Genomic DNA, 26,446 nt, shown 5'->3' with positions numbered 1-26,446 from the left:
TTAGGGGGGACGGAGCGGCATGCTCGCCAGTTGGGCGGTGGTTCTCGCCGCATTGGGCTACATGTGCGCCCTCTTCGCCGTCGCACATTACGGCGACACGACCGGTCGCCGCTGGATGGCGGGCGCCGGCCGCCCGACCATCTACGCCCTCGCGCTGGGCGTGTACTGCACGTCGTGGACGTTCTTCGGTTCCGTCGGTCTGGCGTCCCGATCCGGTCTCGACTTCCTCGCGATCTATATCGGCCCGATCCTCGTGATCATGCTGGGCCACCGGCTGATCCGGCGTGTCGTCAGCCTGGCGAAGTCCCAGAACATCACCTCCATCGCCGACTTCGTCGCCTCGCGCTACGGCAAGAGCGAACGCGTGGCAGCGCTCGTGGCGTTGATCGCGGTCATCGGCTGCGTGCCCTACATCGCCCTGCAGTTGAAGGCGATCGCGGGCTCGCTCACCGCCCTGATCGACTACGTCGAGCCCGGCACGGTGGCGCGCGCCACGCCGGCCTTCGGAGACCTCGCGCTCTTCATCGCCCTCATCCTTGCGGGCTTCGCCACCGCCTTCGGCACCCGCCACGTCGACGCCACCGAACACCAGGACGGCCTGATCCTCGCCATCGCGATGGAGTCGCTCGTCAAGCTGGTGGCCTTCCTGGCCGTCGGCGTGTTCGTCTCCTACTGGATGTTCGACGGCATCGGCGACATCTTCGCCAAGGTCGCGGCCCGGCCCGACATCGTGCCTATCGCCGAGCGTGGTTCGGGGATCGTCTCGTTCCTCGTGACGACCGCGCTGTCGGGCATGATCATCCTGCTCCTGCCGCGCCAGTTCCACGTCACCGTGGTGGAGAACCGGGACGAGGACGACACGCGCCGCGCGGCGTGGATGTTCCCGCTCTACCTCGTCCTCATCAACATCTTCGTCGTACCCCTGTCGCTGGCCGGTGACCTGCTGCTGCCGCCCGGCAGCGACAAGGACATGACGGTCCTGTCGCTGCCGATGCGCCACGGTGCCGAGATGCTCGCCATGCTCGCCTTCATCGGCGGGCTCTCGGCGGCGACGGCCATGGTGATCATGGAATCGGTGGCGCTCGCCATCATGGTCTCCAACGACCTCGTCATCCCACTGATGCTGCGGCGGCGAGCCCTGTCCGGCCGGGCGCCGACAGGCGACATGGGCGGGCTGATCCTGGCCGTGCGGCGCGTGGCGATCGTCCTGCTGATGCTGTTCGCCTACGTCTACTACAAGAACCTCGGCGCGGCCGCCCTCGCATCGATCGGCCTGATCTCCTTCGCCGCCATCGCACAGATCGCACCGGCCTTCTTCGGCGGCCTCTTCTGGCGCCGCGGCAACGCGCTGGGTGCCACGGCCGGGCTCGCGACGGGCCTCGTCGTGTGGGCGGCCATGCTCTTCATCCCCTCGATCTCGGAGCCCGAGACGGTCGCCAACGCCATCGGAGCGCTCGGCTTCGACTGGCTCGGGCACCTGATGCCGAGTGGCCAGTTCACGCTGGGCGTCCCCGAGATCACGCGCGGCGCCCTCGTCAGCCTCCTCGCCAACACGGCCTGCTACGTCGCCTTCTCGCTGGCCCGGCCGGCGACGCCCATCGAGCGCCTGCAGGCGAGCGCCTTCGTCTCCCCGGACATGCCGGTGATGGCGCAGACCTTCCGGCTGTGGCGGACGTCCGTCACCGTCGACGAGTTGCGCACCACCGTCGCCCGCTACCTGGGTCAGGAGCAGACGCAGGCGTCGTTCGAGGCCTTCGCGCGCAGCCGGGGCGTGCGGCTGGACGCGATGCGCGATGCCGACATCCACCTCCTGCGCTATGCCGAGCACCTTCTGGCGTCGGCCATCGGCGCCGCGTCGTCCCGGCTCGTGCTGTCCCTTCTCCTGCGCCGGCGCAACGTCAGCAAGAAGGCTGCCCTGAAGCTGCTCGACGACGCCTCGGCCGCGATCCAGTACAACCGCGACCTGCTGCAGCACGCGCTCGACCATGCCCGCCAGGGCATCACCGTGTTCGACAAGGACCTCCGGCTGATGTGCTGGAACCGCGAGTTCCAGGACCTGTTCGGCCTGCCGAGCGAACTGGCCCGCGCCGGAACGGGCCTCGACGAGATCGTGCGGTTCAACGCCGAGCGCGGATCCTACGGCCCCGGCGAAGCGGACGAGTTCGTGGCCGCCCGCCTCGAAAGCTTCGTCAACGACCTCGAACCGGTGCGGCTGCGGCTGCACGACAGCGGCAAGGTGGTCGAGATCCGCTCCGCGCACATGCCGGATGGCGGCATCGTCACCACCTACACCGACATCACGTCGTCGGTGGAAGCCGAGGAGGCCCTCGAGCAGGCCAACGTGACGCTGGAGCGGCGCGTCCGCGAACGCACCGAGGAACTGCTCCGCCTCAACGAGGAGCTCGGCCGCGCCAAGGCGGAGGCCGAGGAGGCGAACGTCTCGAAGACGCGGTTTCTCGCCGCCGCCTCGCACGACATTCTCCAGCCGCTCAACGCGGCGAGGCTCTATGCCACCTCGCTCGTCGAGCGCGACCGGACCGGCGGGGATGCGCGCCTCGCCCAGAACGTGGACGCCTCGCTGGAGGCGGTCGAGGAGATCCTGACCGCGCTGCTCGACATCTCGCGGCTCGACAGCGGCGCGATGAAGGCCGAACTGTCGAGCTTCCGGATCGACGATATCCTCGGCCAGCTCAAGGTCGAGTTCGAGCCCGTGGCAAGGGAGAAGGCGCTCGACCTCGTCTTCGTGCCCTGCTCGCTCACGGTCCGCTCGGACCGGCGACTGTTGCGCCGGCTGCTGCAGAACCTCGTCTCGAACGCCATCAAGTACACGCCGTCCGGGCGGGTGCTCGTCGGGGTCCGCCGGCTGAAGGGCAGGCTGCGCGTCGAGGTGTGGGACACGGGCCTCGGCATCCCGCCCTCCAAGCTGAAGACCGTCTTCCGGGAGTTCCAGCGCCTCGACCAGGGGGCCCGCGTCGCCCGCGGCCTCGGCCTCGGCCTGTCGATCGTCGAACGGATCGGCCGCGTGCTGGACCATTCGATCCGCTTGAGGTCGCAGCTCAACAAGGGCTCCGTCTTCACGGTCGAGGTCCCGGTCACGGCCCCGGTCCCGGCCGCCCGCGCCACCCGAGAGGACGCGCCTCACCCGGCCGCGCCGCTCGCGGGCCTCGTGGTGCTGTGCATCGACAACGAGCCGGCGATCCTCGACGGCATGCGCACCCTGCTCGGCGGCTGGGGATGCACCGTCGTCACCGCAGCCTCGCCCAAGGAGGCGGAGCAGGGGATGAAGCGGCGCAAGGTGACGCCGGACATCATCGTCGCGGACTACCACCTCGACGACGGGGACGGCCTCGACGCCATCACGACCCTGCGATGGAAGCTCGGACGGGAGACGCCCGCCGTCCTGCTGACGGCCGACCGCTCGCCCGCCGTGCGCGACGCGGCCGCCGCCAAGGGGGTCCACGTGCTCAACAAGCCGCTGAAGCCGGCGGCGCTGCGGGCCCTGCTGGCGCAGTGGCGCGCAACCCTCTCCGCGGCCGAGTGACGCGGGACGGAGGCTCTACCAACGCAGAAAGCCCCGGCAAGCCGGGGCTCTGGAGTTCGTCGAAGCAGGATGAGGGGCCGGCCGCCGGTCAGGCAGCGGCCGCCGGTCCTTACTTCTTGCCGAGGCCAAAGCTCTCGAAGCGCTTGTTGAAGCGCGACACGCGGCCACCGCGGTCGAGCAGCTGCTGCTGGCCGCCGGTCCACGCCGGGTGGGTCTTCGGGTCGATGTCGAGCTGCATCGTGTCCCCCTCCTTGCCCCAGGTGGAGCGGGTGAAGAACTCGGTGCCGTCGGTCATCACGACCTTGATCGTGTGGTAGGCGGGATGGATGTCGGTCTTCATGATGCAGTCCTCGGAGGTCGCCGCGGCGGCCCGATGTCTGTATAGAGCCTTGGAATGAAGTCGCGCCCCTATAGCGCAGGCCTTGCCTGCACACAAGCATGAACGACCCGCAGAGCAGAACCGCCCCCCGATGAGCGCCTCCAACGCGAACAACGCCCAGCCCGCCGACGCCGCCCCCCGGTCCACGGCCGACGACCGCAAGGCCGCCGCGGACCGCACGTCCCTGCGGTCCCTGCTGCCGCTGCTGCCCTACGCGCTGGCGTACCGGGGCCGCATCGTCATGGCGCTGGTGGCGCTTGTCCTCGCCTCCGGCGCGACCCTCGCCATCCCGCTCGCCGTGCGCCGCGTCATCGACTACGGCTTCGGCGCCGACCAGCACGGGCTGATCGACAGCTATTTCGTGGTCATGATCGTGGTCGTGGCCGTGCTCGCCGTGGCCAGCGCGACCCGCTACTATCTCGTGATGACGCTGGGCGAGCGCGTCATGACCGACGTCCGCGCCGCCGTCTTCCGTCACCTCACACGGCTCGACCCCGGGTTCTACGACACGGTGAAGTCGGGCGAGATCGTCTCCCGCCTCACCGCCGACACCACGCAGATCAAGTCGGCCTTCGGGGCCAGCGCGTCCGTCGCCTTGCGGAACCTCGTGCTGTTCCTCGGCGCCGTGGCGATGATGGTGATCACAAGCCCGCGCCTGTCGATGCTGGTCCTGCTGGCCATTCCGGTCATCGTCCTGCCGCTCGTCGCATCCGGGCGGTCCGTCCGCCGGCGGACGCGTCTCGCCCAGGACCGCCTCGCCGACGCGTCCGCCTACGCCACCGAGGCCATCGGCGCGACACGGGTGATGCAGGCCTTCAACGCCGAGAAGCTCACCGTCGATCGCTTCGCCGACGCCGCCGAGGAAGCCTTCGATGCGTCCCGCACGGCGACGTTCGCCCGGTCGGTGCTCACCGCAGTGGCGATCTTCCTCATCTTCGCCAGCGTCGTGGCCGTGCTGTGGTACGGAGCGCAGGACGTGCTGGCCGACCGGATGACCGCCGGCCGGCTCTCGCAGTTCGTGCTCTACGCCGTCTTCGCGGCCGGCGCGCTGGGCGAGCTCTCCCAGGTCTGGGGCGAGGTGAGCGCGGCCGCCGGGGCCGCCGGCCGCATCGCCGAGATCCTGTCGGTGGAGCCGCGCATCGAGGCCCCCGCCCGTCCGCGGCCCCTGCCGACCCCGGCCACGGGGACGGTCGCGTTCGAGGAGGTCTCCTTCGCCTACCCCACCCAGCCGGACCGCGTGGTCCTGGAGGGGCTCACCTTCTCCGTGCGGCAGGGCGAGAGGGTCGCGATCGTCGGCCCGTCCGGCGCCGGGAAGAGCACGATCGTGCAGCTGATCCTGCGCTTCTACGATCCGCAGCACGGACAGGTGATCGTCGACGGCATTCCCCTGAAGGAAGCCGACCCGGAGGAACTCCGCCGCAGGCTCGCCTTCGTCCCGCAGGATGCGGTCGTCTTCGGCTCGACCATCGCCGACAACATCCGCTACGGCCGGCAGGACGCGTCGATGGACGATATCCGCCGCGCAGCCGAGTGGGCGGCCGCGGACGGCTTCATCCGCGCCCTGCCGCAGGGTTACGACACCCGGATCGGCGAGCGCGGGGTCACGTTGTCGGGCGGCCAGCGCCAGCGCATCGCCATCGCGCGCGCCGTCCTGCGCGACGCCCCGATCCTGCTGCTCGACGAGGCCACCTCGGCGCTCGATGCCGAGAGCGAGACGCTCGTGCAGGGCGCGCTCGACCGCCTGATGGAAGGGCGCACGACCATCGTCATCGCCCATCGCCTCGCCACGGTGCTGAAGGCAGACCGGATCCTCGTGATGGATGGCGGCCGGATCGTCGAGGAGGGTACCCACGCCGAACTGGTGACGCGAGGCGGCCTCTATGCCCGCCTCGCCCGCCTGCAGTTCGAGGCCGGGGCCGCTGCGCTCGCGGTGGACCGCGCGGCAGAGTGAGCGAGGTCGGGCGACCCGTCCTGTTCACACCGCCACCGAGCGCAGGCCGGAAGGGTCGATGGACCCGCGCGGCCCGCGGCGTCAGCGCTCCGTCATCTTGAGCTCGATGCGGCGGTTGCGGCGGAGCGCCTCGTCGCTGTCGCCGAGTTCCAGCGGCTGGAACTCGCCGAAGCCTGCCGCCACGAGCCGGTTCGGCGGAACGCCCTTGTCGACGAGGTAGCGCACCACGGAGATGGCACGCGCGGCCGACAGGTCCCAGTTGGACTTGAAGACGCCCGCACCGGACAGCGGCCGCTTGTCCGTGTGGCCGTCGACGCGCAGCACCCACGGGATGTCCGCCGGGATCTCCCGGTCGAGGTCGACGAGCGCTGCCGCCAGCTTGTCGAGCTCCTGCTGTCCGGCGGGGTTCACGCCCGCCTGCCCGGCGTCGAAGAACACCTCCGACTGGAAGACGAACCGGTCTCCGACGACGCGGATGTCCGAGCGGTTGCCGAGGACCTGCCGAAGCCGCCCGAAGAACTCGCTGCGGTAGCGCGCCAGTTCCTGCACCTTCTGCGCGAGCGCGACGTTGAGGCGCGAGCCGAGGTCGGCGATGCGGGCCTGGCTTTCCCGGTCGCGCTGCTCGGAGGCGTCCAGCGCCTGCTCGAGGGCGGCCAATTGCCGCCGCAGCGCGGCGATCTGCTGGTTGAGGATCTCGACCTGCGACATGGCCCGGGCCGAGACCTGCTTCTCCGCCTCGAGCTGCTTCGTGAGGGCACCTGCCTGGCTGCCCGCAGCGGCAGCGCTGGCGCTGTTGGAATCGACCAGCGCCTGCAGCCGCCCGCGTTCCGCTTCCGCCGACCGCAGCGTCGTCGTGAGCGCGGCAAGGTTGTCCTCAAGGGTCTTCCGGTTGATCTTCTCCAGCGCAAGAAGATCGGTGAGTTCGCTGATCTGGCGGTTGAGCCGCGACAGGGCCGTGTCCTTGTCCGTGACCTGCTGGCTGAGGAAGAACTGCGCCAGCATGAAGACGGAGAGCAGGAAGACGATCGACAGGACCAGCGTCGACAGGGCATCGACGAAGCCGGGCCAGTAGTCGACCGCTCGATAGCCGCGCCGGGCCCGGGACCCGATCATCGGCGGTCCTCGGGGGCCAGCCGCTCCAGCACCTTCTGGAGTTCGGCCTCGCGCGCCGCCTGCGACTCGACCCAGTCGCGGATGATCTGCTGCTCGGCGCGCATGTGCTGGACGAGAGCCTGGATGCCCTCGGCTAGGCTGGCCAGGGCTGCATTCGTGGCGCGGCTGCTGCCGCCCTCCGCAATGCTGCGGGTCAGTCGCTCGAGGGCGGTGCGGACGTCCTCACCCCCCTCCTGCGGCGGCAGCAGCTCGGCGGTCGGCTCGATCACCGTCGTGGTGAGCCAGTCCTCGAGCTCGCTGTAGAAGCGGTTCTGCGCGGAGCCCGCCTGCAGGTCGAGGAACCCCAGCACCAGCGAGCCGGCGAGGCCGAAGAGCGAGGACGAGAACGAGATGCCCATGCCGCCCAGCGGCGCCGCGAGACCCCGCTTCAGGTCCTCGAACATGTTGGCCGCGTCCGAGCCGCCGCGCATCGTTTCGATCACCTTGCCGACGGAGGACACCGTCTCCAGCAGGCCCCAGAAGGTGCCGAGCAGCCCGAGGAACACGAGCAGGCCGGTGAGGTAGCGGCTGATGTCGCGGCTCTCGTCCAGGCGGACGCCGACGGAATCAAGGATCGAGCGCAGCATCACCGTGGTGATCCCGGCCCGCCCCTTCGACAGCAGCGTGGCCATCGGCATCAGCAGGACGGGCGGCTCGGGCGGCAGGATGCCCGGGTCGTTCAGCCGGAACGTGTTGACCCAGCGCACCTCGCGGAACAGGCGGATGACCTGGCGGAACGCGAGGATGATGCCGATGAAAAGGACGCCCAGGATCGTCCCGTTCAACCCGGGGTTCGCGAAGAACGCCTCGACGATCGAGCGGTACAGGATCGTCGCCAGCAGGCCCGCCAGGATGACGAACACCAGCATCCGCAGCAGGTAGACCCGGGGCGGAGAGAGGCGGCGCGTTTCGAGGATGGCGGCCATGGGACTCACATCGGGGACGGTGACGCATGTTCGCCATCCGCGCGGCCGCAATCAAGCCGGCCGGAGCGGCGAAAACGCGGCGAACCCCGGCCATCTGCCGGGAAGGCCCGCCCCGGCCTCGCGCGGATGCCGGGCTTGTGCTCGCCTTGGGCGGCGGGGACGCCGCTTCAGGCTTCGGCGCGTGCCTGCTTGAGCATGTCCAGCAGGGCGCGGTGCATCGCCTCGTTGCCCGCTACGATCGTGTCCGCCCCGAGCACCTCGTCCTTGCCGAAGGCATCGCTGACGAAGCCACCGGCTTCCCTCACCAGAAGGGCGCCGGCACCGACATCCCACGAGTTGAGGCCCTGCTCCCAGTAGGCCTCCATGCGGCCGGCCGCCACGTAGGCGAGGTCGAGGGCGGCGGAGCCGAAGCGGCGCACGCCGGCGGTCCGCATCATCACGTGGCGGACCTGCTTCAGGAAACCGGGATGATCGCGGCGGCCGAGGCTGGGAATGCCGGTGCCGAAGACGCTGTCAGCCACGTCCGTCCGGGCCGAGACGCGGATGCGGCGGTTGTTCAGGAAGGCGCCCTTGCCGCGCTCGGCGATGAACAGTTCGTCCTTCGCCCCGTCGTAGACCACGCCGGCGACGAGCGTGCCCTCGCGCTCGAGAGCCACCGAGATCGCCCAGTGCGGGATGCCGTGGAGGAAGTTCGTCGTACCGTCGAGCGGGTCGATGTGCCAGCGGTGCTGGCCGTCCTTGCCCTCGACGACGCCGCTCTCTTCCATGACGAAGCCGAAATCGGGCCGCGCCCGCTCCAGGGCCTCGCGCAGCACCTTCTCCGCCTTGTGGTCGGCCGCAGAGACGAAGTCGCCCGGTCCCTTGCGAGACACCTGCAGGTTCTCGATCTCGCCGAAGTCGCGCCGCAGCCCCTTTGCCGCCTTCATCACGGCATCGACCATCACGGTCATCACGGGCGAGCGGATCATGGCGGGCCTCCGGGCGGGCGGAACGGGGAGCGCAGGATCAACGCCATGTGAGCCCGCGCGTCAAGTCGGCTCCGCGTCAGTCGCCCAGCCACTTTCGCGCGGCGCCCTCCGCGCGCGTGCGCTGCGCCGCGGTCAACTCCTTCAGCTGGTCGTCGAGCCAGGGGTCGCTCATGCCGCGAAGCCCCGCCAGGTAATGCCACTTCGCCGCTTCCACGAGGTCCTTCGGGACACCGCGGCCGGCGACGTAAAGCCGGGCGAGGCGGTTCTGCGCGACCGCGTTGCCCTTCTCGGCGGCACGCAGGAAGAACTTCGCCGCTCCCTGCTCGGTGCGGTTCACGCCGTCGCCGTTGAACAGCATGATCCCGTATTCCAGCTCGGCCGCCGTATTCCGGGCCGTCGCCGCGCGGGCCATCAGGATGGCCGCCTCCGTGGGGTCCTTCTCGACGCCCCGTCCGCTGCGGTAGAGCACGGCGAGGGCGTATTGCGCGTCGGTGTTGCTGGCCTCGCCGGCCCGGCGGAACAACTCTGCCGCGCGCCGGTCGCTTTCCGGCTTGTTGGCCTCCAGGAGCAGGAGGCCGAGGTGGTAGGCCGCAGCCGGCACGGCATCCGCCGCCGTTTCCAGAAGGCGTCGCCCTTCGGCCGGGTCCTTGGTTCCTCCCCGGCCGTCGAGCAGGATCATCGCCAGCGCATACGAGGCCTGCGGATCGCCGCGCTGCACCGCGAGCCTGTACCAGTCGGCCGCCTTGGCCCAGTCCTGCCGGACGCCGAACCCGTTCGCGTAGAGTTCGCCGATCAGGGTCATGGCCGCCGCATCGCTCGGATCGAGCGAGATGCGGCGTGTCGCCTCGCGGAACGCGGTGAGATAGAGCCCGCGCTGGAAAGCCCCGTAGGCCAGGTCGGGCGGCGTCGTGGTCGCGGCGGCCGTGGCCGCAGGGAGCGGCGAAGCACTGCCGGGAGCCAGGCCGCCTTGGGCAAGGGCGGGCGCCGCGGCGAGGAGCGCAGCGACGATGGCCGCCGCGCGCTTCACCGCTGGGGGACCGTTGCCGAGGCGATGGACTCGAGGGCCTGCCGGACGGCGCTCGCGGGTCCATCGGGATGATCGAAGACCGCCGATCCGAGCGCCACGAATTCGCAGCCCGTCTCGGTCATGGCCTGGACGCCGCCGAGATCGTGGACACAGGCGACGCAGGGGGTCTCGAAGACTTCCGCCCACCACGCGGCCCGCTCGACGATGGCACCGTCCGGAGGCACGGAGCCATCGGCACGACGGTCGCCGAACATGACGTAGTCGACCCCGGCCTCGGCCGCCTCCATGGCGTCGTGCCGCGCGCGCAGGCCCCCGACCCCGACGATCCGCTCCTGCGGCCGCAGCGTCTCCAGCGCCTCGGCCAGGCGCGAGGGCCCCGTCAGGTGCACGCCATCCGCGCCGGCGCGAGGCACGATCGCGATCGCGTCCTCGAGGAGCAGTGCGGCGCCACGGTCCTGGACGATCGGCACCAGCGGCTTCACGAGCTTGATCAGCGTCCGGTCGTCCTGCTGCGGCAGGCGCAGGATCACGGCATCCACGCGGCCGGCTTCGAGCGCCTGTGCCAGCCGGGACCCGAGGTCGGACGGCCACTCCTGCCCCTCGGCGGGTGCCGGCGTGACCAGGACAAGGCGGGCGCGCTCGTTCATCGCGGAACAGCTTCCGAAATCACGTCTGGAAAACAGACGGGGAGGCGGTGTTTAACCCGCCTCCCCGCTTCGCTTCAACCCGTTGCCGGACGAAGGTCCTACTCGGCGGCCTTAGCGGTCGCGAAGGTGGGGTCGAGCTTCCCGCTGGCGTAGAGCTTCGCCATGTCGGCGAGCGGGATCACCTTGCCGATCTTCGAGGCCTTTCCGGCCGTGCCGAACTCCTCGAGCCGCTGCCTGCACAGCTTGGTCATCGCCTCCATGGCGGGCTTGAGGTACTTGCGCGGGTCGAACTCGCCCGGGTGCTCGGCGAGGATGCGCCGGATCTGGCCGGTCATCGCCATGCGGTTGTCGGTATCGATGTTGATCTTGCGGACGCCGTTCTTGATGCCGCGCTGGATCTCCTCGACCGGCACGCCCCATGTCTGGGGCATCTTCCCGCCATACTGGTTGATGATGTCCTGGAGGTCCTGCGGCACCGAGGACGAGCCGTGCATCACGAGGTGCATGTTGGGCAGGAGGCGGTGGATCTCCTCGATCACGTTCATCGCGAGGATCGCGCCATCGGGCTTGCGGGAGAACTTGTAGGCGCCGTGCGACGTGCCCATCGCGATGGCCAGGGCGTCCACCTTGGTGGCCTTCACGAACTCGACCGCCTCGGCGGGGTTGGTGAGCAGCTGGTCGTGGCTGAGCTTGCCCTCGGCTCCGTGCCCGTCCTCCTTGTCGCCCATTCCGGTCTCCAGCGAGCCGAGCACGCCGAGCTCGCCCTCGACGGAGATGCCGCCGAGGTGGGCCATGTCGACGACCGTCTTCGTCACGCCGACGTTGTAGGCCCAGTCGCCCGGGGTCTTGCCGTCTTCCTTCAGCGAGCCGTCCATCATCACGGACGTGAAGCCCGCCTGGATCGCCGTCATGCAGGTGGCGGCGTTATTCCCATGGTCGAGATGCACGCACACGGGGATGTGCGGGTAGATCTCCGTCAGCGCGTCCATCATGTGCTTGAGCATGATGTCGTTGGCGTACTGGCGGGCCCCCCGGGAGGCCTGGATGATCACCGGCGCATCGACCGCGTCCGCAGCGGTCATGATGGCGAGCGCCTGCTCCATGTTGTTGATGTTGAAGGCGGGAACGCCGTATCCGTGCTCGGCAGCATGATCGAGAAGCTGCCTCAGCGTGATGCGTGCCATGTCGGTGATCTCCTTCGCGCGGTCGGGGGACCTTCGATGGCAATCCCCTAGAGCATTTTCGAGGCGACCGAAATCATCAAAGCGACAAAGCGTGAAGGAGGGTGAAGGTTCTGCCGCGCGCCGGGCGGACGCCCGCCCTAGGGGCGCGCGACATTCTGCGGGGCCAGCCTGCACTCGAGGTCGCCGATGCGCTGGTGCATGTGGCCCGCAAGGGCCGTCCCGGTCGCCAGCAGCCCCGCCATGTCGCGCCGGCTGTCGGCGACCATCTGATCCAGGCCGTCGAGCCGGCGACCGGCCTCGGTCCTGAAAACCTGCATCTCAGCGCGGAAGGCCGTGACCTCCTTCCGGGTTTCGCCGAGATCCGTGAGGATCCGCCTCAAGACCTCCAGAACGATCGCTTCCGTTGTCTCAGCCATGGGTCAACCCGCAATACGATGGTTTCGCAATGCGAGAACGTTACCCCCTCACCACACCCGGCGCAAGAACAAAAACAGAACGATCGCTTATCTCTTGCGGAGCACTTCGACGCCTGGAAGCGGCTTGCCCTCCAGCCACTCCAGGAACGCCCCGCCCGCCGTCGAGACATAGGTGAAGGCCTCGCCCACTCCGGCGTGGTTCAGGGCCGCCACGGTGTCGCCACCGCCGGCCACGGAGAGCAGCTTTCCCTCGGCGGTCAGCTTCGCGGCCGCCTGGGCGACGGCGGTCGTTCCACGGTCGAAGGGCGTGAGCTCGAAAGCACCGAACGGCCCGTTCCAGACGAGCGTCTTCGCCTCGGCGAGCTTCGCTGCCACGGCAGCCACGGACGCGGGGCCGATGTCGAGGATCATGTCATCGGAGCCGACGGCATCGACCGGCACCGCCTTAGACGGCGCATGGGCCTTGAACTCCCCCGCGACCATGGCATCGACCGGCAGAACGATTGTGCAGCCCGCCGCCTTTGCGCCATCGAGGATCGACCGGGCGGTGTCGAGAAGGTCCTTCTCGCACAACGACTTGCCGACGGCCTTGCCCTGCGCGGCAAGGAAGGTGTTCGCCATGCCGCCGCCGATGACGAGCATGTCGACCTTCTTCACGAGATTTCCGAGGAGATCGAGCTTCGTCGACACCTTCGCCCCGCCGACGACGGCGAGGACGGGGCGCTGCGGCGCCTCCAGCGCCTTCGACAGCGCTTCCACCTCTTGCTGCATCGTGCGCCCCGCATAGGCCGGCAGCACGTGCCCCAGCCCCTCGGTGGACGCGTGAGCGCGATGCGCCGCGGAGAAGGCGTCGTTGACCCATACGTCGCCATTCTCGGCGAGAGCCTTCACGAAGGCCGGGTCGTTCTTCTCCTCCTCCTTGTGGAAGCGGGTGTTCTCGAGGCAGAGCACGTCGCCCGGCTTCATCGCATCGACGGCGGCCTTTGCGGCAGGCCCGATGCAGTCGTCGGCGAAGCCGACCGGCCGGCCGAGATGCGCGGCCAGCGCCTGCGCCACCGGCGCCAGCGATTCCTTGGGGTCACGGCCCTTCGGCCGTCCGAAATGGGCGAGGAGGATCACCTTGCCGCGCTTGTCCGCGATCTCCCGGATCGTCGGCAGGATGCGCTCGATGCGCGTGGCGTCGGTGACCCGGCCGTCCTCCATCGGGACGTTGAGGTCGACGCGGACGAGGACGCGCTTGCCGGCGAGATCGGCGTCGTCGAGGGTGCGGAAGGCGGTCATGGTCCCTCTCCCTGTCAGGGTCCGGCCGGACCCGGTTCCCACAGCAAGACGCCGCCCGGAGGCGGCGTCTGGTTCGTTCGGATGATCCCGCGTCAGATCAGCTTCGCCAAGGCGACGGCCGTGTCGGACATGCGGTTCGAGAAGCCCCACTCGTTGTCGTACCAGGACAGGATCGACACGAGCGTCCCCTCCATGACCTTCGTCTGGTCCATGTGGAAGATGGACGAGTGCGGGTCGTGGTTGAAGTCGACGGAGACGTTCGGCGAGGTGGTGTAGCCCAGCACGCCCTTCAGCGGCCCCTCGGCGGCGGCCTTGATGGCCGCGTTGATCTCGTCCTTGGTCGTCGCGCGCTTGGCCACGAACTTCAGGTCGACGACCGAGACGTTCGGGGTCGGCACGCGGATGGCGGAGCCGTCGAGCTTGCCGTTGAGCTCGGGCAGCACCAGACCCACGGCCTTCGCCGCGCCCGTCGAGGTCGGGATCATCGACAGCGCCGCGGCGCGGGCGCGGTAGAGGTCCTTGTGCATGGTGTCCAGCGTCGGCTGGTCGCCCGTGTACGAGTGGATCGTCGTCATGAAGCCGCGCTCGATGCCGACGGCGTCGTGCAGCACCTTCGCGACCGGCGCGAGGCAGTTCGTGGTGCACGACGCGTTGGAGATGACGAGGTGGTCCTTCGTCAGCTTGTCGTGGTTGACGCCGTAGACGACCGTCAGGTCGGCGCCGTCCGCGGGCGCCGAGACGATGACGCGCTTGGCGCCGGCCGTCAGGTGCGCGGCGGCCTTGTCACGGGCGGTGAAGATGCCCGTGCACTCCATGGCGATGTCGACGCCGAGGTCCTTGTGGGGCAACTCGGCAGGGTTGCGGACGGCCGTCACCTTGATCGGCCCGCGGCCGACGTCGATCGTGTCGCCCGCGACCTTCACCTCCGCCGGGAACCGGCCGTGGACGCTGTCGAAACGCAGCAGGTGGGCGTTCGTCTCCACCGGCCCCAGGTCGTTGATCGACACCACCTCGATGTCCTTGCGCCCGGACTCCACGATGGCCCGCAGGACATTGCGGCCGATGCGGCCAAACCCGTTGATCGCGACACGAACAGCCATTGATCACTCCCTCGCAGGGTCCACTCGCCAATGCCGCAACGCCCGGTCGGCCGACCCGTTGCGGGCACACACCAATCGCAGGCCGCTCCGGCCCGCCTTGAGATGGATCACACCCGGGCTGCAGCCGCGTCGGCCACCGCCTCGGCCGTGATGCCGAAGTGCTTGTAGAGCTCCTTGTAGGGCGCGCTGGCACCGAAGCCCGTCATGCCCACGAAGATGCCGTCGGAACCGATGATCGCGTCCCAGCCCATGCGGATGCCCGCCTCGACCGCCACCTTCACCGGTGCGTTGCCGATGACGGCGGCCCGCTCGGCCGCGGGAAGCGCCGCGAAGCGCTCCATGCAGGGCACGGAGACGACCCGCGCGCGGATGCCGCGCGCGGCCAGCAGGGCCCGCGCGGCCACCGCGATCTCCACCTCGGAGCCCGACGCGAAGATCGACACCTGCGCCGCGCCGTCCGCCGGCAGCAGTTCGTAGGCGCCGGCGGCGCTGCGGTTGGCGGAGGCACCGTCGCACCGCTGCGGTGCGAGGTTCTGGCGGGTCAGCGCCAGCAGGCTTGGTCCGGTCCGGTTCTCGAGGGCGAGCTGCCAGCACTCCGCCGTCTCCACCGGGTCGGCCGGCCGGAAGACGGCGAGGTTCGGAATGGCGCGCAGCGCGGCCAGGTGCTCCACCGGCTGGTGGGTCGGGCCGTCCTCGCCGAGGCCGATCGAGTCGTGCGTCATCACATAGACGACCCGCACGCCCATCAGGGCCGCCAGCCGGATCGCGGGCCTGCAGTAGTCGGTGAACACCATGAAGGTGGCGCCAGCGGGCAGGATGCCGCCGTGCAGCGCCATCCCGTTCATCGCCGCGGCCATGCCGTGCTCGCGGATGCCGTAGTGGATGTAGCGGCCGGCCACCGCGCCCGGCTGCACCACCGCGAGGTTCTTCGTCTTGGTGTTGTTCGACGGCGTGAGGTCTGCAGAGCCGAGGACGAGCTCGGGAACGGCAGGCGTGATCGCCTCCAGCACCAGCTCGGACGCCTTGCGCGTGGCCACGGTCTGGGGTTCGGCGCAGAGCTTCGCCTTGAGGGCAGTGACCGCCGCATCGAGCCCGGTGGGAAGCTCGCCGGAGATCCGCCGGAGAAACTCGCCGCGACGCTCCGCGGGCAGGGCGGCCAGCCGAGCATCCCACGCCTTGCGCGCATCGACGCTGCGACGCCCGGCAGCCCGCCACTGCTCGATCACCTCGGCCGGCACCGAGAAGGGCTCCGGCGAGAGATTGAGGCGCGCCTTGGCGCCTGCCAGTTCCTCGGCGCCGAGGGGCTCGCCGTGGGCCTTTGACGTGCCGGCACGGTTCGGCGCGCCATAGCCGATGATGGTCTTGCAGGCGATCAGCGTCGGCCGGTCGGAAGCGCGGGCCCGCGCGATGGCGGCCGCGATGGCGTCCGGATCGTGCCCGTCGACGCGCTCGGCGAGCCAGCCCGCCGCCTCGAAGCGCTTCACCTGGTCGACGCTGTCGGAGAGCGACAGCGGTCCGTCGATGGAGATCCCGTTGTCGTCGAACAGCACGATCAGCCGGTTCAGGCGCAGGTGCCCCGCGAGCGCGATGGCCTCCTGCGAGACGCCTTCCATCAGGTCGCCGTCGGAAGCGAGCACGTAGGTGTGGTGGTCGACGAGATCCGACCCGAATTCGGCTGCCAGGAGCCGCTCGGCGATCGCCATGCCGACGGCGGTGGCGATGCCCTGCCCCAGCGGCCCCGTCGTCGTCTCGACGCCCGGCGTGTGCCCGAATTCGGGATGGCCCGGCGTGCGGGAACCCAGCTGGCGGAAAGACTTGATCTGGTCGAGCGTCATCGATTCGACGCCGATCAGGTGCAGCAGCGCGTAAAGCAGCATGGAGCCGTGGCCCGCAGACAGCACGAAGCGGTCGCGGTCGGGCCATGCAGGATCGGCCGGGTCGAACTTGAGCACGTCCGCGAACAGCACGGTCGCGATGTCCGCCGCACCCATCGGAAGGCCCGGATGCCCGGACTTGGCCTTCTCCACCGCGTCCATGGCGAGGCTGCGGATGGCATTGGCCATCGCCGTGTGGTGGTTGCGCATGCTCATTCGGCTCTTTCCGGGGGGTGCAGGGGCGCCGCCTGATTATCACCTCGCCCCCGCGAGTCAATTGGACGAGCGCCAGTGGCGGCCCTGGGCCAGGGGCTGCCGTCGACTCGGGCGCGACACCGCTGGAATCGTCTCACGAGGCTGGATTTACGCATCCATTCGTCCCGACGGAGATAAAGGACAGCGCCCTCAATCGTTTAGGAATTGAAATGAGTCATGAGATTAATTGCGCAATCCTAGGCCGAAACGGCGAAAAGCTGTGCAACCGCTGGCAGTTAGGCGCCGTTTCGCACCCGTGACGACATTGACGCGAACTTGAATCGCACCATAGTAACGGTCGTTCCGTGCGACGGCGTCTGGTGGGTCGTGCGGCGCGACAACACGTGTGCCAGAAAGCGCGAACCCGACAGAACGCAGGGAAACCGGCGGCATGAGCCTTCCGCGACCGACCGAACTCGAACAGGCCCTCGCCCGCCTCAGTGCGGCGCTGGGCCTTCTCGAGGCGACGGCGTCGCGCAAGCTGGAGGCCGACCGCTCCAAGGCGACGCTGGAGACCGAACTCGCGCTGATGCAGGACGATCGGGCGAGGCTGGCGGTCGAACTCGACGGCGCCCTCGCCCGCAGCGCACGGCTCGACGGCGTCGCGTCCGACCTCGCCCGCCGCATCGACGACGCCATCGGCAGCGTCCGGGCGGTGATCGACGCCCAGGCGAGGGCCGGCTGATGGCGCAGGTCACGGTCACCATCGCGCAGAAGCAGTACCGCATCGCCTGCGAGGACGGGCAGGAGGAGCACCTCCGCCGCCTCGCCGAGGAGGTTGACGGGAAGATCGACGAGATGCGCCGGACCTTCGGCGAGATCGGCGACAACCGCTTGACCGTCATGGCGGCCATCACCTTCGTCGACGAGCGCGAGGACGTGAAGGAGCGTCTCCGCCGTCTCGAGGCCGATGTAGCCGCCTTGCGCGATGCCCATGCGAACGCCGAACTGCGGACGCGCGACGACGAGGATCGCGTGGCGCGCGCCATCGTCGAAGCCGCGGAGCGGATCGAGGACCTCGCCCGCCGGCTCGCGCCGACCCAGGCCGGCTGACGCCGGCTCAAGTTCCCGCTGGCCAAACCGGCCGGGCTCCCCTACATCACGAGATGCGGGGCTGCGGGGTGCGTGAGGACAATGAATCCCCGGGGCCTTATCGATCCTAACGGGAGCTGTCCCCGCCCTCGTCCGTGGACTTGGGCACACGGCGCCCACCTACGTTGTAGGTTTCCCGGGATCGATCGTCCCACGGCCACTGTGGCTCCGCGCTTCCTTCCATGACGCCCGCAGAACGCAAGGCCCAGTTGCGCCGCGAGGCCCTCGCCCGCCGGGATGCCCTTGACCCCGCGTCACGAGCGCGAGCCTCCGCCGCCGTGGCAGAGCGCGTCCGGGCTTGGCTGGCCGCCTCGCCGCCGATGGTCGTGTCGGCGTTCTGGCCGATCCGCTCGGAGATCGACCCCCGCCCGATCATCCAGGCACTCGCGGCGGCCGGCCATCCCACGGCCCTCCCGTCCGTCACGGACAGGGGCCTCGTCTTTCGCCTGTGGGCGCCGGGTGAGCGGCTGGTCAAGGCCGGCTTCGGCCTGTCCGAGCCGCCGGCCGGCAACCCGGAGATACAACCAGAACTGATGCTCGTTCCGCTGGCGGCCTTCGACCGGCGCGGCCACCGCATCGGCTACGGGGCGGGGTATTACGACCGCGCCATTGGGCAGCGCCCCGGCGTGCGCACGATCGGGCTTGCCTTCGCGGCGCAGGAGGTGGAGAGGGTGCCCGACGAGCCGCACGACCGTGCGCTCGACGCGGTGGCGACGGAGCACGAGTTGATCCTCCCGGCCGCAACGGAGGAGTGACGATGCGCCTGCTGTTTCTCGGGGACGTGGTCGGCCGTCCGGGCCGCGACGTCGTGACGGACCTCCTGCCGGGCCTGCGCGAGGCATGGCAGCTCGACTGCGTCGTGGTCAACGGCGAGAACGCAGCCGGTGGATTCGGCATCACCGAGGCGATCTGCGATGACCTCATCGCGGCTGGCGCGGACGCCGTGACCCTCGGAAACCACTCCTTCGACCAGCGCGAGGCCCTGGTCTTCATCGACCGACAGCCCCGCCTCCTGCGCCCCGTGAACTATCCGGCGGGAACCCCCGGACGCGGCGCTACGCTCGTCGAGACCCGCTCAGGGGCGCGGGTTCTGGTGGTCAACGTCATGGGACGGATCTTCATGGACGCGCTCGACGACCCGTTCCGGGCCGTGGACAACGCCATCGAGCAGGCCCCTCTCGGGCAGGTCTGCGACGCCATCCTGATCGACGTCCACGCCGAGGCGACCAGCGAGAAGCAGGCGATGGGGACGTTCCTCGACGGACGGGTCTCGGTCGTGGTCGGCACCCATACGCACGTCCCGACGGCCGACACGCGAATCCTGCCCGCCGGCACGGCCTACCTCTCCGACGCAGGCATGTGCGGCGACTACGACTCCATCCTCGGCATGGGCAAGGACGAACCCGTCCGCCGCTTTCTCGAGAAGACGCCCGGCGCAAGGATGGAGGCCGCGACCGGCCCCGGCACGTTGTGCGGCCTCGCCGTCGAGACGGACGACCGCACCGGGCTGGCCCTGCGCGCGGCAGCCGTCCGCATCGGCCCGCACCTCCCGGAGAGCCTGCCGGCGTGGTGGCTGCCCGGCGCCTGATCCTGCACCTCGTTCCTTTATTTCCGCCGCGTCGCGCCGTATAAGCTCGCCCGCGCAATTTCGAGGTGCGCCGCGACGCCTTCCGGGGGCCGCGGCAGTGCCGGTGGCGATCGAGGACGACATGGCCGGTCATTCCCAGTTCAAGAACATCATGCACCGCAAGGGGCGCCAGGACGCCATGCGGTCGAAGCTTTTTTCCAAGCTGGCGCGTGAAATCACCGTCTCCGCAAAGCTCGGCCTGCCCGACCCGAACATGAACCCGCGCCTGCGCGCCGCGATCCAGGCGGCCCGGGCCGAGAACATGCCGAAGGACAACATCGAGCGCGCCATCAAGAAGGCGGCGGGCGGCGACGGCGAGAACTACGAGGAAATCCGCTACGAAGGCTATGCCCCCGGCGGAGTCGCCGTGATCATCGAGGCGCTGACCGACAACCGCAACCGCACGGCGAGCGAGGTGCGTTCCTACTTTACCAAGGCCGGAGGCAGCCTCGCGGAAACGGGCGCCGTGTCCTTCATGTTCGACCGTGTCGGCGTGATCGAGTTCGACGCCAAGGTCGGCAGCGAGGACGCCGTGATGGAGGCGGCCATCGAGGCCGGCGCCGACGACGTCTCGTCCTCCGAGGACGGCCACGAGATCGTCACGGCCATGGAGACGCTGCGCGACGTCCAGAAGGAACTCGAGGCGAAGTTCGGCGAGCCGCGCAAGGCCGCCCTCGTCTGGCGCCCGCAGAACAACGTGGCGGTGGACGACGAGGCCGGCGAGAAGATCCTGAGGCTGATGGACTCGCTCGACGACAATGACGACGTGCAGAACGTCTACTCCAACGCCGAGTTCTCGGACGCCCTCGTCGCCAAGATGAGCTGATCGCGGGCGTACCTGTTCCGTTCCGCCGCGGGACGCTGTATCGCGGAGCGATGGCGGCGACGCAACCGATTCGGATCCTCGGCATCGACCCCGGCCTGCGCAACACGGGCTGGGGCGTGATCGAGTGCGTGGGCACGCGGCTTTCCTTTCTCGGCTGCGGCTCGGTGCACTCCGATGGCACGCTGCACCTCGCGGACCGGCTCCGCCAGCTCCACGAGGGGCTCGAGAAGGTTCTGCACGAGGCGATGCCGGACGAGGTCGCCGTCGAGGAAACCTTCGTCAACAAGGACGCCCGCGCGACCCTGAAGCTCGGCCACGCGCGGGGGATCGCGCTGCTGGTGCCGGCGCAGGCGGGCCTTCCAGTCGCCGAGTATGCCCCGAACCTCGTGAAGAAGACCATCGTCGGCGCCGGGCACGCGGAGAAGGACCAGATCCACATGATGGTCCGGGTGCTTCTGCCGAAGGCGGATCCGAAGACCGCGGACGCCGCCGATGCGCTGGCGATCGCGCTCACCCATGCCCAGCACCGCGCCTCGCGAGCGCTGACCGCCGCCGTGCTGGCGCGCGCGCGGTAGCAGCTCAGGTGCTAGGCTGAACGGGATCACAGGAACGACCGGGATGTACCAGCCCCCGCATTTCGCCGAGACCGACCTCTCCCGGCAGCACGCGTTCATCTCGGCCCAACCGTTCGGGTTGCTGATGACGGCGGGAGCCGGCGGCCTCATGGCGAACGGCATCCCCTGGGTGCTGGACACGGACACCGGCCTCGGGGTCCTGCGCGGCCACCTTGCGCGGCCGAACACCCAATGGCGCGAGTGCGGGAACGGCCTCGACGTGCTGGTGGTCTTCCAGGGCCCGGAGCACTACGTCACGCCCTCCTGGTACGCGACCAAGCAGGAGACGCACCGCGTCGTGCCGACCTGGAACTACGCCATGGTGCAGGCGCGCGGCCGAGCAAAGGCTGTCGAGGACCCGGCATGGTTGCACGCGCAGATCCGGGCCCTGACCGACAAGATGGAGGGGCGACGGCCCCAGCCCTGGGCGGTCGATGATGCGCCAGCGCCCTTCGTCGAGGGGCAGGTGCGTGGCATCGTCGGGATCGAGATCGCGATCACCGCCATCGACGGCAAGGTCAAGGCGAGCCAGAACCGCAGCGAGGCGGACCGCGCGGGCGTGGTCGAGGGCCTCGCAGCGGAAGGGACGGAGGCCGCCGCGGTCATGGCGGCGCTGGTGAAGGGCGGCGGGCGCGCATGATCGGCAAGCTGAAGGGCGTCATCGACAGCCAGGGCGAGGACCACGTCATCCTCGACGTGCATGGCGTCGGCTATGTCGTGATCTGCTCGGCGAAGACACTGGCCGCGCTGCCCTCCGCGGGCGAGGCGGCGGTGCTCTCCATCGAGACGCAGGTCCGCGAGGACGCCATCCGCCTGTTCGGTTTCCGCACGGACACGGAGCGCGAGTGGTTCCGCCTGCTGCAGACGGTGCAGGGGGTCGGGGCGAAGGTGGCCCTCGGCATCCTCTCGGCGCTCGACCCCGGCGCATTGGCGACCGCCATCGGCACGCAGGACAAGGCCGCGATCTCCCGCGCGCCCGGCGTCGGCCCGAAGCTCGCCGCGCGCATCGTCGCGGAACTGAAGGACAAGGCGCCTGCAGCGGTCGGCCTCGACCCGTCCGTGGCGCGCCTTGCCGGCCAGGTGGCGGAGCGCAAGGCACCCCAGCCCGTGGCGGACGCCGTCTCGGCCCTGGTCAACCTCGGCTATCCGCAGGCACAGGCCTCGGCAGCCGTCGCCGCCGCCCTGAAGCAGGCCGGCGAGGGGGCCGAGGCGCCGCAGCTCATCCGGCTCGGGCTCAAGGAGATGGCACGGTGAGGGACGACACGGCCGTGGCCCCCGTCGGAAACGCGTGCGGCCCCCACGCACCCCGCACGCGCTGCGAGGTGGCGGCATGAGCCTCCCGCCCCGCCTCGTGTCGTCCGAGAAGCGCGAGGACGACCTCGAGACATCCATCCGCCCGCTCGTGCTCGAGGACTTCGTCGGGCAGGCGGCGGCGCGCAAGAACCTGAAGGTGTTCATCGAGGCCGCCAAGGCGCGGCGCGAGGCGCTGGACCACGTGCTGTTCGTCGGGCCGCCCGGCCTCGGCAAGACGACGCTGGCCCAGATCGTGGCTCGCGAGCTGGGGGTCAACTTCCGCTCCACGTCGGGACCGGTGATCGCCAAGGCGGGCGACCTCGCCGCGCAGCTCACGAACCTCGAGGAGCGCGACGTCCTCTTCATCGACGAGATCCATCGCCTGAACCCGGCGGTGGAAGAGATCCTCTACCCGGCGATGGAGGACTTCCAGCTCGACCTGATCATCGGCGAGGGCCCGGCCGCGCGCTCGGTGAAGATCGACCTCGCCAAGTTCACCCTCGTCGGGGCGACGACCCGCGCCGGCCTGCTGACCACGCCGCTGCGCGACCGCTTCGGCATCCCGATCCGGCTGAACTTCTACACGGTGGACGAACTGGAGCTCATCGTCAGCCGCGGCGCGCGCGTGCTCGGGGTGCCGATGTCGCCAGACGGCGCCAACGAGATTGCCCGCCGCGCCCGCGGAACGCCCCGCATCGCCGGCCGGCTGCTGCGCCGGGTGCGCGACTTCGCCATCGTCGACGGCGCGGCGATCGTCGACCGCAAGGCCGCCGACGCCGCGCTGCGGTTCCTCGACGTCGATTCCATCGGTCTCGACATCATGGACCGGCGCTATCTCGAGATGGTGGCCGTCAACTTCGGCGGGGGGCCGGTCGGCATCGAGACCATCTCGGCCGCCCTGTCGGAGCCTCGCGACGCCATCGAGGACATCATCGAGCCGTATCTCCTCCAGCAGGGCTTCCTGCAGCGCACGCCGCGCGGCCGGCTCCTCACGCCCGCCGCGTTCCGCCACCTCGGCCTCGCCGAGCCGCAGCAGCAGGCCTCCCAGTTCGGGCTGTTCGGCGAGGACGACGCAGAGTGAGTGCCCCGCACACCCTTTCCGTCCGCGTCTACTACGAGGACACGGACTTCTCCGGCGTCGTCTACCACGCGTCCTACCTGCGTTATCTCGAGCGCGGGCGGACCGAGTTCATCCGGTCGCTGGGGATCGACCAGGCAGCGGTGTTCCGGGACACGGGCTTCTCCTTCGTCGTGCGGCGCATGGCGATCGACTGGCTGAAGCCGGCACGGATGGACGACGTGGTGACCGTCGCGACCGCTCCCCTCGCCCTCAAGGGAGCTTCGATGCAACTGGCGCAGCGGGTCCTCCGGGCGGACGAGGTCCTCGTGGCGGCCGAGGTGCTGGTGGCCGGCGTGGCCGCGGGCCGGGCGGCACGGCTCCCCCCGGGCCTGCGCGAGCGGCTGGAGGCCTTCGCACCTGCGGCAAAAGACGGCCCGGCTTGGGAAAAGAGCGCCGGGTAACCGGGCGTTAACCCTGACAACCCCTTAACTCGCTGGGTCGGCCGCCGGATCGGCGACCGCGGTCCTGCGCCCCGCTTTCGCCGGATTCCCCCGCGAAGGAGACGGGCGCAGCCGACAGGTTTTTCGATCCGCGTCCGGGGACGAGAGCCCGAGAGGCGCTACCGCGGCCGGCGTCAGGGGTCGCCGCAACCGCAGGAAAGGACCTTGCCGATGAATGGCACCGACGTGATCAGCCAGGGCCTCACCGCCCCGGGCGCCGAGATCACCTTCTGGTCGATGTTCTGGCACGCCCATTTCGTCGTGAAGTTCGTGATGCTCGGGCTGCTGGCCGCCTCCGTGTGGTGCTGGGCGATCATCATCGACAAGACGCTGCTGTTCTCGCGCACCCGCCGCTCGATGGACCGCTTCGAGGAGGTGTTCTGGTCCGGACAGTCCCTTGAAGAACTCTACCGGGCCCTCGCCGACCGGCCCACGACGAGCATGGCCTCCGTCTTCGTCGCCGCCATGCGTGAGTGGAAGCGCTCCTTCGAAGGTCCCAACCGCGCAGTGATGGGCCTCAGCCAGCGCATCGACAAGGTGCTCGACGTCACCATCCAGCGCGAGGTCGAGCGGCTGGAATCCAAGCTGCTCGTGCTTGCCACCATCGGCTCGTCGGCGCCGTTCATCGGGCTCTTCGGCACGGTGTGGGGCATCATGACCTCGTTCCGCGCCATCGCGGCCTCGAAGAACACCTCGCTCGCCGTGGTGGCGCCCGGCATCGCCGAGGCGCTCTTCGCCACCGCCATCGGGCTCTTTGCCGCCATCCCGGCCGTCATCGCCTACAACAAGCTGCAGGCCGAGGCGGCCAAGCAGCAGGCGCGGCTCGAGGGCTTCGCGGACGAGTTCTCCGCCATCCTGTCGCGCCAGATCGACGAGCGCATCGCCGCCTGAGGAGGATCGACCGATGGCCATGAGCGCCGCCGCAGGAGGAGCAAAGGCCGGACGCCGCCGCCGCGGCGGGCGCCGGCACGCGCCGATGGCCGACATCAACATGACGCCGTTCATCGACGTCATGCTGGTGCTGCTCATCATCTTCATGGTCGCCGCGCCGCTGCTGACGGTCGGCGTTCCACTCGACCTGCCGCAAACCAGAGCCGCCGCCCTCAACATCGACAAGACGCCGCTCACGGTGTCCGTGAAGGCCGACGGCAAGATCTACCTGATGGAGACGCCAATCGGTCTCGACGAGATCCCGGCCAAGCTGCAGGCCGTGGCGAAGACGGGGCAGGACGAGCGCATCTATGTGCGCGGCGACAAGGCGATCGCCTACGGCAAGGTGGCCGAGGTCATGGCCGTGATCACGCAGGCCGGTTATCGCAAGGTGGCGCTCGTCACCGAGCCCGACCAGCGCAAGTGACGGACGGGCCAGGGACGGACAGGATCGTCGCGTGATCAGGGAGCGGCTCAGGAAGATCGACTGGTCGCAGCCGGGCATGGTGGTGTCCGGCACGGCGCATGTTGCCCTGCTCGCCGCCACGCTAATCGCCTTCTCCGACACGAAGCCCTTCGACGACGCCGCCGAGGCCGTGCCCGTGGAGGTGATCTCGGAGAGCCAGCTGTCCCAGATCACGCGCGGGGAACAGACGGCGAAGGAGGTCCGCCCGAACCCGCAGCCGCGCGCGACGAAACAGGCGGACATCCAGGAGACGAAGCCCGACGCGCCGGAACTGAAGCGCGACGTGCCGACGCCGCCGGCCCGGCCGCCCGAGGAGCAGAAGGTCGCGGCCCTGCCGGTGCCGCCCGAGCGGCCCAGGGAGGACGAGGCCAAGGCGGAGGCCGAGAAGGCCCGCGCCGAGGCCGAGGCCCGCGCAAAGGCGGAAGCCGCGGCGAAGGCGGAAGCCGCCGCGAAAGCCGAGGCGCAGGCCCGTGCCGAGAAGGCGAAGGCCGACGCGGAGGCGAAGGCCAAGGCGGAAGCCGAGGCGGAAGCGCTGGAGAAGGCCAGGGCCGAGGCCGAGGCGAAGGCCAAGGCGAAAGCCGATGCCGAGGCGAAGGCGAAGGCCGACGCAGAGGCCAAGGCCCGTGCCGAGGCGAAGGCCAAGGCCGATGCGGAAGCCCGGGCGCGCGCCGAGGAGACGAAGCGCAAGGAGGCCGAGGCTGAGGCCAGGCGCAGGGAGACCGAGGCGAAGGTCCGCGCCGCGGAGGCGCAGCGCCTCGCGGCGCTCGCCGAGCAGTCGAAGCCGAAGCCGGAGCCCAAGCCCGAGACGAAGTTCGACCCCTCCGCGATTGAGAAGCTGCTGACCTCCAAGGAGAAGGCGCAGCAGGCCCCCTCGACGGCGAAGGAGATCAACCGGACGGCGTCGCTGGGCACCGCGACGGGCACGGCGCAGAAGCTCAATCCCAGCCAGAAGGATGCCCTCGGCTCGCTTCTCAAGGAGCAGATCCGAGGTTGCTGGAACCCGCCGCCGGGCTTCGCCAACATCGACAACCTGAAGCCTCGCTTCACCATGTCCCTGAAGCCGGACGGCTCGCTCCAGGCCGAGCCCGTCCTCATGAACCCCTCCGGGGACCCAGCCTTCCGGGCGATGGCGGAGAGCGCGAGCCGTGCGATCCGCCGCTGCTCGCCGTTCAGGATCCCCGCCCAGTACGCCCCCTTCTTCAGCGACTGGCAGGACTGGTCCATCACCTTCGACGCGAAGGAGATGCTCGGCTGATGATGCGGTCCAGTCCTCCCGTCACCTCACTCCGCTCGGCCCTCGAAGGCCCCCGACCCCCGATGGCAGGTTCGATGAGCTC

General features: G+C 69.7%; 26 protein-coding genes and 1 other RNA gene. 16 read left to right on the top strand and 11 right to left on the bottom strand.

Going from position 1 to position 26,446, the window contains the following annotated elements:
* Window positions 1–19: 19 nt before the first annotated feature.
* Window positions 20–3,541, top strand: a complete 3,522-nt coding sequence (locus ACX9GQ_RS01150) for a PAS domain-containing hybrid sensor histidine kinase/response regulator (protein ID WP_459627688.1) — start codon at window positions 20–22, stop codon at window positions 3,539–3,541.
* A 109-nt stretch (window positions 3,542–3,650) separates the two neighbouring features.
* Here ACX9GQ_RS01150 and rpmE read toward each other — a convergent pair whose 3' ends face one another.
* On the bottom strand, window positions 3,651–3,881 hold the full coding sequence (gene rpmE / locus ACX9GQ_RS01145; protein ID WP_459627687.1) for a 50S ribosomal protein L31: 231 nt from the start codon (window positions 3,879–3,881) through the stop codon (window positions 3,651–3,653).
* Between the two features lie 130 nt (window positions 3,882–4,011).
* On the opposite strand from rpmE, the gene ACX9GQ_RS01140 reads away from it, so the two are divergent.
* Window positions 4,012–5,871, top strand: a complete 1,860-nt coding sequence (locus ACX9GQ_RS01140) for an ABC transporter transmembrane domain-containing protein (RefSeq protein ID WP_459627686.1) — start codon at window positions 4,012–4,014, stop codon at window positions 5,869–5,871.
* Window positions 5,872–5,952: 81 nt separating this feature from the next.
* On the opposite strand, the gene ACX9GQ_RS01135 is transcribed toward ACX9GQ_RS01140, so the two are convergent.
* The 10 genes from ACX9GQ_RS01135 to tkt form a co-directional block, all read right to left on the bottom strand.
* Window positions 5,953–6,984 (bottom strand): peptidoglycan -binding protein, encoded by a 1,032-nt coding sequence (locus ACX9GQ_RS01135; RefSeq protein WP_459627685.1) that lies wholly within the window; start codon window positions 6,982–6,984, stop codon window positions 5,953–5,955.
* Window positions 6,981–7,949, bottom strand: coding sequence for a flagellar motor protein MotA (locus ACX9GQ_RS01130; protein ID WP_459627684.1), 969 nt, complete (start codon window positions 7,947–7,949; stop codon window positions 6,981–6,983). Before ACX9GQ_RS01130 ends, ACX9GQ_RS01135 begins: the two co-directional genes overlap by 4 nt.
* 167 nt (window positions 7,950–8,116) lie before the next feature.
* Window positions 8,117–8,917, bottom strand: a complete 801-nt coding sequence (locus ACX9GQ_RS01125) for an inositol monophosphatase family protein (RefSeq protein ID WP_459627683.1) — start codon at window positions 8,915–8,917, stop codon at window positions 8,117–8,119.
* Between the two features lie 76 nt (window positions 8,918–8,993).
* The gene (locus ACX9GQ_RS01120; RefSeq protein ID WP_459627682.1) at window positions 8,994–9,944 is read right to left on the bottom strand and encodes a tetratricopeptide repeat protein; all 951 of its coding nucleotides are present in this window, start codon (window positions 9,942–9,944) and stop codon (window positions 8,994–8,996) included.
* The gene (locus ACX9GQ_RS01115) at window positions 9,941–10,591 is read right to left on the bottom strand and encodes a thiamine phosphate synthase (protein ID WP_459627681.1); all 651 of its coding nucleotides are present in this window, start codon (window positions 10,589–10,591) and stop codon (window positions 9,941–9,943) included. Before ACX9GQ_RS01115 ends, ACX9GQ_RS01120 begins: the two co-directional genes overlap by 4 nt.
* Before the next feature lie 98 nt (window positions 10,592–10,689).
* Window positions 10,690–11,775 (bottom strand): class II fructose-bisphosphate aldolase, encoded by a 1,086-nt coding sequence (fba, locus tag ACX9GQ_RS01110; RefSeq protein ID WP_459627680.1) that lies wholly within the window; start codon window positions 11,773–11,775, stop codon window positions 10,690–10,692.
* Between the two features lie 137 nt (window positions 11,776–11,912).
* Window positions 11,913–12,191, bottom strand: a complete 279-nt coding sequence (locus ACX9GQ_RS01105) for a hypothetical protein (RefSeq protein ID WP_459627679.1) — start codon at window positions 12,189–12,191, stop codon at window positions 11,913–11,915.
* An 87-nt stretch (window positions 12,192–12,278) separates the two neighbouring features.
* On the bottom strand, window positions 12,279–13,472 hold the full coding sequence (locus tag ACX9GQ_RS01100) for a phosphoglycerate kinase (RefSeq protein WP_459627678.1): 1,194 nt from the start codon (window positions 13,470–13,472) through the stop codon (window positions 12,279–12,281).
* A 92-nt stretch (window positions 13,473–13,564) separates the two neighbouring features.
* Window positions 13,565–14,572, bottom strand: a complete 1,008-nt coding sequence (gap, locus tag ACX9GQ_RS01095; protein WP_459627677.1) for a type I glyceraldehyde-3-phosphate dehydrogenase — start codon at window positions 14,570–14,572, stop codon at window positions 13,565–13,567.
* Window positions 14,573–14,679: 107 nt separating this feature from the next.
* Entirely contained in the window at window positions 14,680–16,662 is a 1,983-nt protein-coding gene (gene tkt, locus ACX9GQ_RS01090) for a transketolase (RefSeq protein ID WP_459627676.1), read from the bottom strand.
* Window positions 16,663–17,092: 430 nt separating this feature from the next.
* Between tkt and ACX9GQ_RS01085 the strand changes: the two genes are divergently transcribed.
* The 14 genes from ACX9GQ_RS01085 (at window position 17,093) to tolA (ending at window position 26,364) form a co-directional block, all read left to right on the top strand.
* A complete protein-coding gene (locus tag ACX9GQ_RS01085) occupies window positions 17,093–17,386 on the top strand; it encodes a DUF4164 domain-containing protein (RefSeq protein ID WP_459627675.1) in 294 nt (97 codons plus the stop codon).
* Window positions 17,386–17,754: a cell division protein ZapA gene (locus ACX9GQ_RS01080; RefSeq protein WP_459627674.1), complete on the top strand. Its 369-nt coding sequence runs from the start codon at window positions 17,386–17,388 to the stop codon at window positions 17,752–17,754. The genes ACX9GQ_RS01085 and ACX9GQ_RS01080 overlap by 1 nt, the downstream gene beginning before the upstream one ends.
* A gap of 55 nt (window positions 17,755–17,809) precedes the next feature.
* A non-coding RNA gene (gene ssrS / locus ACX9GQ_RS01075) (6S RNA) lies at window positions 17,810–17,966 on the top strand.
* Between the two features lie 9 nt (window positions 17,967–17,975).
* On the top strand, window positions 17,976–18,548 hold the full coding sequence (locus ACX9GQ_RS01070; RefSeq protein ID WP_459627673.1) for a 5-formyltetrahydrofolate cyclo-ligase: 573 nt from the start codon (window positions 17,976–17,978) through the stop codon (window positions 18,546–18,548).
* Window positions 18,549–18,550: 2 nt separating this feature from the next.
* Window positions 18,551–19,381, top strand: coding sequence for a TIGR00282 family metallophosphoesterase (locus ACX9GQ_RS01065; RefSeq protein ID WP_459627672.1), 831 nt, complete (start codon window positions 18,551–18,553; stop codon window positions 19,379–19,381).
* A gap of 121 nt (window positions 19,382–19,502) precedes the next feature.
* A complete protein-coding gene (locus ACX9GQ_RS01060; RefSeq protein WP_459627671.1) occupies window positions 19,503–20,246 on the top strand; it encodes a YebC/PmpR family DNA-binding transcriptional regulator in 744 nt (247 codons plus the stop codon).
* Between the two features lie 50 nt (window positions 20,247–20,296).
* The gene (ruvC, locus tag ACX9GQ_RS01055; protein ID WP_459627670.1) at window positions 20,297–20,821 is read left to right on the top strand and encodes a crossover junction endodeoxyribonuclease RuvC; all 525 of its coding nucleotides are present in this window, start codon (window positions 20,297–20,299) and stop codon (window positions 20,819–20,821) included.
* A gap of 43 nt (window positions 20,822–20,864) precedes the next feature.
* Window positions 20,865–21,500 (top strand): FMN-binding negative transcriptional regulator, encoded by a 636-nt coding sequence (locus ACX9GQ_RS01050; protein ID WP_459627669.1) that lies wholly within the window; start codon window positions 20,865–20,867, stop codon window positions 21,498–21,500.
* A complete protein-coding gene (gene ruvA, locus ACX9GQ_RS01045) occupies window positions 21,497–22,114 on the top strand; it encodes a Holliday junction branch migration protein RuvA (protein ID WP_459627668.1) in 618 nt (205 codons plus the stop codon). Before ACX9GQ_RS01050 ends, ruvA begins: the two co-directional genes overlap by 4 nt.
* A 76-nt stretch (window positions 22,115–22,190) precedes the next feature.
* Window positions 22,191–23,234, top strand: coding sequence for a Holliday junction branch migration DNA helicase RuvB (gene ruvB / locus ACX9GQ_RS01040; protein ID WP_459627667.1), 1,044 nt, complete (start codon window positions 22,191–22,193; stop codon window positions 23,232–23,234).
* The gene (gene ybgC / locus ACX9GQ_RS01035; RefSeq protein ID WP_459627666.1) at window positions 23,231–23,674 is read left to right on the top strand and encodes a tol-pal system-associated acyl-CoA thioesterase; all 444 of its coding nucleotides are present in this window, start codon (window positions 23,231–23,233) and stop codon (window positions 23,672–23,674) included. Before ruvB ends, ybgC begins: the two co-directional genes overlap by 4 nt.
* Before the next feature lie 210 nt (window positions 23,675–23,884).
* Window positions 23,885–24,604: a protein TolQ gene (tolQ, locus tag ACX9GQ_RS01030; RefSeq protein WP_459627665.1), complete on the top strand. Its 720-nt coding sequence runs from the start codon at window positions 23,885–23,887 to the stop codon at window positions 24,602–24,604.
* A 13-nt stretch (window positions 24,605–24,617) separates the two neighbouring features.
* Entirely contained in the window at window positions 24,618–25,070 is a 453-nt protein-coding gene (tolR, locus tag ACX9GQ_RS01025) for a protein TolR (protein WP_459627664.1), read from the top strand.
* 31 nt (window positions 25,071–25,101) lie between these two features.
* Window positions 25,102–26,364 carry a cell envelope integrity protein TolA gene (gene tolA / locus ACX9GQ_RS01020; RefSeq protein WP_459627663.1) on the top strand — a complete coding sequence of 421 codons (1,263 nt, stop codon included), beginning with the start codon at window positions 25,102–25,104 and terminating at the stop codon, window positions 26,362–26,364.
* Window positions 26,365–26,446: the final 82 nt, after the last annotated feature.

It is taken from the genome of Alsobacter sp. R-9, from assembly GCF_054612375.1.
Note: the sequence above shows the minus strand (reverse complement) of the source record. Positions and strands in the feature narration are given on the sequence as shown.